Annotated in this window: 7 protein-coding genes; 1 reads left to right on the top strand and 6 read right to left on the bottom strand. The window is 73.0% G+C overall.

The window, feature by feature from the left end:
* From ACTHMS_RS08900 to ACTHMS_RS08875, 6 genes are all read right to left on the bottom strand, one after another.
* On the bottom strand, positions 1–181 hold a 181-nt coding region (locus ACTHMS_RS08900), incomplete at its 3' end, for a DUF1416 domain-containing protein (RefSeq protein WP_440306306.1).
* A gap of 5 nt (positions 182–186) precedes the next feature.
* Entirely contained in the window at positions 187–1,020 is an 834-nt protein-coding gene (locus ACTHMS_RS08895; RefSeq protein WP_440306305.1) for a sulfurtransferase, read from the bottom strand.
* Positions 1,021–1,130: 110 nt separating this feature from the next.
* On the bottom strand, positions 1,131–1,235 hold the full coding sequence (locus tag ACTHMS_RS08890) for a putative leader peptide (protein WP_440306304.1): 105 nt from the start codon (positions 1,233–1,235) through the stop codon (positions 1,131–1,133).
* Positions 1,236–1,273: 38 nt separating this feature from the next.
* Entirely contained in the window at positions 1,274–2,020 is a 747-nt protein-coding gene (locus tag ACTHMS_RS08885; protein WP_440306303.1) for an LmeA family phospholipid-binding protein, read from the bottom strand.
* Positions 2,021–2,050: 30 nt separating this feature from the next.
* A complete protein-coding gene (locus ACTHMS_RS08880; protein ID WP_440306302.1) occupies positions 2,051–2,902 on the bottom strand; it encodes a hypothetical protein in 852 nt (283 codons plus the stop codon).
* Positions 2,895–3,698 carry an alpha/beta hydrolase family protein gene (locus ACTHMS_RS08875; protein ID WP_440306301.1) on the bottom strand — a complete coding sequence of 268 codons (804 nt, stop codon included), beginning with the start codon at positions 3,696–3,698 and terminating at the stop codon, positions 2,895–2,897. The genes ACTHMS_RS08880 and ACTHMS_RS08875 overlap by 8 nt, the downstream gene beginning before the upstream one ends.
* Positions 3,699–3,844: 146 nt before the next feature.
* On the opposite strand from ACTHMS_RS08875, the gene ACTHMS_RS08870 reads away from it, so the two are divergent.
* Positions 3,845–4,577, top strand: a 733-nt coding sequence (locus ACTHMS_RS08870; RefSeq protein ID WP_440306300.1) for a response regulator transcription factor, incomplete at its 3' end; no start/stop codon positions are given.

Raw genomic sequence — 4,577 nt, 5'->3', positions numbered from 1 at the left:
GGTAGTCGCCGGTCGCGGACGTGACCACCTCGGCGGTGAACTCACCCGATGCATCCAGCAGCCGGACGTAGGCGGCGGGGACCGGCGCGTCGTCCTTGGAGACGACGCCGTAGATCACCGTCTCCTTCTCGAGGTCGATGCCGGCGGGCAGTGACGGCGACTGGGCGGGAGCTCCACACATGGCGATCAGCCCTTCTCGATCGGGACGCCGACCAGCGAGCCGTACTCGGTCCACGAGCCGTCGTAGTTCTTGACGTTCTCGTAGCCGAGCAGCTCGTGCAGGGCGAACCAGGTGTGCGACGAGCGCTCGCCGATGCGGCAGTAGGCGATCGTCTCCTTGCCCTCGTCCAGGCCGGCCTCGTCGACGTAGAGCTTGCGCAGCTCGTCGTCGCTCTTGAAGGTGCCGTCCTCGTTGGCCGCCTTGCTCCACGGCACGTTGAGCGCGGTGGGGATGTGGCCGCCGCGCTGCGACTGCTCCTGCGGCAGGTGCGCCGGCGCGAGCAGCTTGCCGGTGAACTCGTCGGGCGAGCGCACGTCGATGAGGTTCTTGGCACCGATGGCGGCGATCGTCTCGTCGCGGAAGGCGCGGATCGAGGTGTCCTGGTCCTGCGCCGTGTACTGCGTGGCCGGACGCGACACCTCGTCCTTGCTGAGCTCGCGGCCGTCGAGCTCCCACTTCTTGCGTCCGCCGTCGAGCAGCTTCACGTCCTGGTGGCCGTAGAGCTTGAAGTACCAGTAGGCGTAGGCGGCGAACCAGTTGTTGTTGCCGCCGTAGAGCACGACGGTGTCGTCGTTGCCGATGCCCTTGGCCGACAGCAGGGCCTCGAACTGCTCCTTCGACACGAAGTCGCGGATCACCGAGTCCTGCAGGTCGGTCTTCCAGTCCAGCTTGACGGCGCCGGGGATGTGGCCGCCGTCGTAGGCCGAGGTGTCCTCGTCGACCTCGACGAAGACGACGCCCGGGGCGTTCAGGTTCTGCTCGGCCCAGTCGGCCGAGACGAGCACGTCAGCGCGGCTCATGTGGGGTTCTCTCCCTCAGTCGGGTGCGGTGGTGGTGCGGAGTTGTCGCTTGCATGTGGGGGCATCGCGAGGCGTTCGGACGAACGCGGCGATCGGGTCCGGGACGTCGGTCAGCGGACGTGACACAGGCAGCTGCCCACACGGCACAGGTCGACCGCGCGGCGGGAGGTGAGCAGCGGGCGGCGTGCGCCGCCGCGGACCGAACCCTCACCCATGCCGTGGATGGTAGTCAGCCGAGCCCCGCTGACAGAAATCAGGCACCGGACGCGAGCACGCCCGGCCGCGCCGTCAACCGGGTGGCGTCCGCGTAGCCGTGCACCTCGAGCCCGGCGGGCGTCGGGCGCACGTCGGCCAGCCGCAGCCCGTACGGCAGCACCGGCAGCGGGATGGGCACGCTCAGCGAGCCGAGCAGCTGGTCGAGCACGATCTTCGGAACGCTGATCCCGGCCACCGAGACGCCGCCGAGCCGCAACCAGACCGAGCTGCCGCCGACGATCGAGAGGATGGCCTCGCCGCTGAGCCGGGCGAGCGAGCTGATGCCCGGCACCGGCAGTGCGGCGCTCGCGACGAGGCGTCCGCCGTCAGCGTCCGGCTGGTAGTCGAGGGTGAGGTACGGGATGCGGCTGACCCGGGCGAGCTCGCCGTAGGGCAGCACCAGCTCGCCCTCGAGGTGCTCGCAGGGCAGCTCGGTGACCCGCCGGCCGAGCAGGGCCAGCAGCGGCAGGTGGGCGTTGACGACGCGCGCGTGCAGGGTTGCGCCGCGCATGTCGCCGATGCGCAGCCCGCCGCCGGACACCGTGATCGACCGGTACCGCCCGCGCAGCGCCTGGGTCAGGAACGGGGTGCCGTGGATGCGCACGACCGGTGGGCTGCCGAACGGCTGGCCGAGGAAGTCCGACGAGGTGCGCTCGGCGACCGCGACAGCTGCTCGGTCGAGCAGCGGCAGCGCGAGCGCGAGCAGCGCGAGGATCGCGACGACGGCGAGGACGACGAGCAGCACGGGCGGGAGATCAGTTCGACGCGGGCGGCGTCACGTCCGGAGGACCAGGCAGAGCAGGTACGCGCCGGGAGCGAGCAGCGCCGGGGCGAGCAGCGTCGCGAAGACCGCGCCGCACCGCTCGACCCAGGCACCGGCGCGCGGCGCACCCTCGGCCAGCGCGAAGCTGCCGGCCACGGCGAGCAGCGCGGCGACGATTCCGCAGGCGCCGCCCACGAAGGCCGCCCGGCCGCCGAGGAAGGCGTGCTCGTGCCGCAGCACGACGTGCCCGATGACCGCGCCGACGGCCGCGGCGACGACCAGCCCGGGCAGCCCGCGCGGCACGTCGGCGTCGAAGCGCGGCGTCGCGAGCAACAGGTCGACGAGGTGGCCCGCGACGACGGCCCCGGCCGCCGCGGCCAGCACTGCGGTCGCGACGTGCGCGCCGAGGTCCGTCGGCCGGAACTCGTGGCGGAGCTGCAGCACCGCCGACAGCGCGACGACGGTGAGGACGAGCAGCGCGGCCGACGACAGCGACCGGATCAGCTGCACCCGGGCCGCTCCGCGCGCGAGCTGGTGCACGAACAGCACGGGTACGGCGAGGCCGAGCACCGGCAGCAGGGGCCCGAGGCGGTCGTGCGTCCAGTGCGTGAGGCAGGCGTCGGCGGCACCGGCGGCGAGCACCGCAAGCACGGCCGCACCGCGGCGGCCGACGCCGGCGAGGCCGACGAACCATGACGCGACGAGCAGCGCCTGCACGACGGCGACCGCCACGAGCAGCGGCACGCTCCCCTGCCGTGCGGCGAGCGCGAGCCCGCCGATCGCGACGACCGCGGTGGCCAGTTCGACCAGCGGCAGGCGGCCGACCTCGGGCCGGGTCGCGGGCAGCACGGCGCCGTCAGTCACGCCGGCCATCGTCGCAGACCCCCTCGTCGAGCGCGGCACGGTGAGGCGCGCAGTGCGCGACCACCCAGTCAGCGATCCGCGCGGCCAGCTCGGGCGACGTGGCGACCTCGGCGTGCCCCATGCCGGGCTCGATCCAGACGTCGGCGGACGGCGCCGCTGCGGCCAGTTCGTCGGCGTGCGCGACGGGCAGGTACTTGTCCAGCTCGCCGTGCACGATGAGCAGTGGACGCGGGGCGATCGCGCCGGCGACCTCGGCCGGCGACTCGGGCACCGTCGCCCAGCCTGCGGACGAGATGCGCGTGCCGAACAGCAGCCGGGCGACGCACCGTCCGATGCCGGTCTCGAAGGCCAGGTGCAGCAGCCGCATCGGGCGCGTGCCGCGCTCGAACCACCGGCCCGGCGCGCTCACGCTCACCACCGCGTCCGCGTCACCGCCCAGGCCGGCGTGCCGCAGCACCGCGGTGCCGCCCATCGACCAGCCGAGCACCGCGACCTGCGCGAAGCCGTCGTCGCGCAGCCAGGCCACCGCCGCGGCGATGTCGTGGATCTCCTCCGCGCCGGCCGTCACCAGCCCGCCGGAGTCGCCGTGGCCGCGGAAGTCCGGGGACAGGACGGCCAGGCCGTGGGACGCGAGCGCCCGGCAGATGCGCTGCACGTCCGGCCGCTGCGAGTGCATGGTGAAGCCGTGCGCCACGATACAGCCGACACCGGTCGCGTCGCCGTCGGCCGGCCAGTACGTGGCAGCGAGCCGGATGCCGTCGGACGTCTCGAGCACGACGGGGCGCGGATCGGTCACCGGACGATTGTCCGTGATCACCGCCGGAGGTGACCTTCGACGGGTCGCGGGCGCGGTGAAACACGGGTGTAATCGCTTCGTGGTCGACTTCGTCCGACCCGATGTGCGCACCGGCGTACCCGAGCCGTACCCGACAGGAGGCGACCGTGGAGCTCCTTCTCCTCACGTCCACCGCCCAGTCCACGACCGAGGTGCTGCCGGCCCTCGCCCTGCTGCCCCACCAGGTGACCGTCCTGCCGCAGGACGCCGCCGCGCTGGTCGACCGCGCGCTCGGTGACATCGTGCTCGTCGACGCCCGCCGCGACCTCGTCGGCGCCCGCAGCTTCCTGCGGCTGCTCTCCGCCGTCGGCGCGGACGTGCCGGTCGTCGCCATCCTCACCGAGGGCGGCCTCATCGCGATGTCCGGCGAGTGGGCCGTCGCCGACTTCGTGCTCGACACCGCAGGGCCCGCCGAGCTGGACGCGCGACTGCGGCTGGCCGTCGAGAAGCGCGCCGCGGTGTCCGAGGAGGTCACCGGCCGGCTCGAGATCGGCGACCTCACCATCGACGAAGCCACGTACACCGCCCGGCTCGACGGTGCCGTGCTCGACCTCACCTACAAGGAGTTCGAGCTGCTGAAGTTCCTCGCCCAGCACCCGGGCCGGGTCTTCACCCGCTCGCACCTGGTGCAGGAGGTCTGGGGCTACGACTACTTCGGTGGCACCCGGACCGTCGACGTCCACGTCCGGCGGCTGCGCGCCAAGCTCGGCCCCGAGCACGAAGCGATGATCGGCACGGTGCGCAACGTCGGGTACAAGTTCGTCCGACCCGCCGACGCCCGGACAGCTCAGGGCGCCGTACTGGCTGCCGAGGAGTTCGTCGACGAGGAGTCGGCACTAC

The sequence above is a fragment of the Jatrophihabitans sp. genome (assembly GCF_051960575.1).
Lineage (GTDB): Bacteria > Actinomycetota > Actinomycetes > Mycobacteriales > Jatrophihabitantaceae > JBQCEE01.
This window is presented reverse-complemented; position numbering and strand designations above follow the sequence as displayed.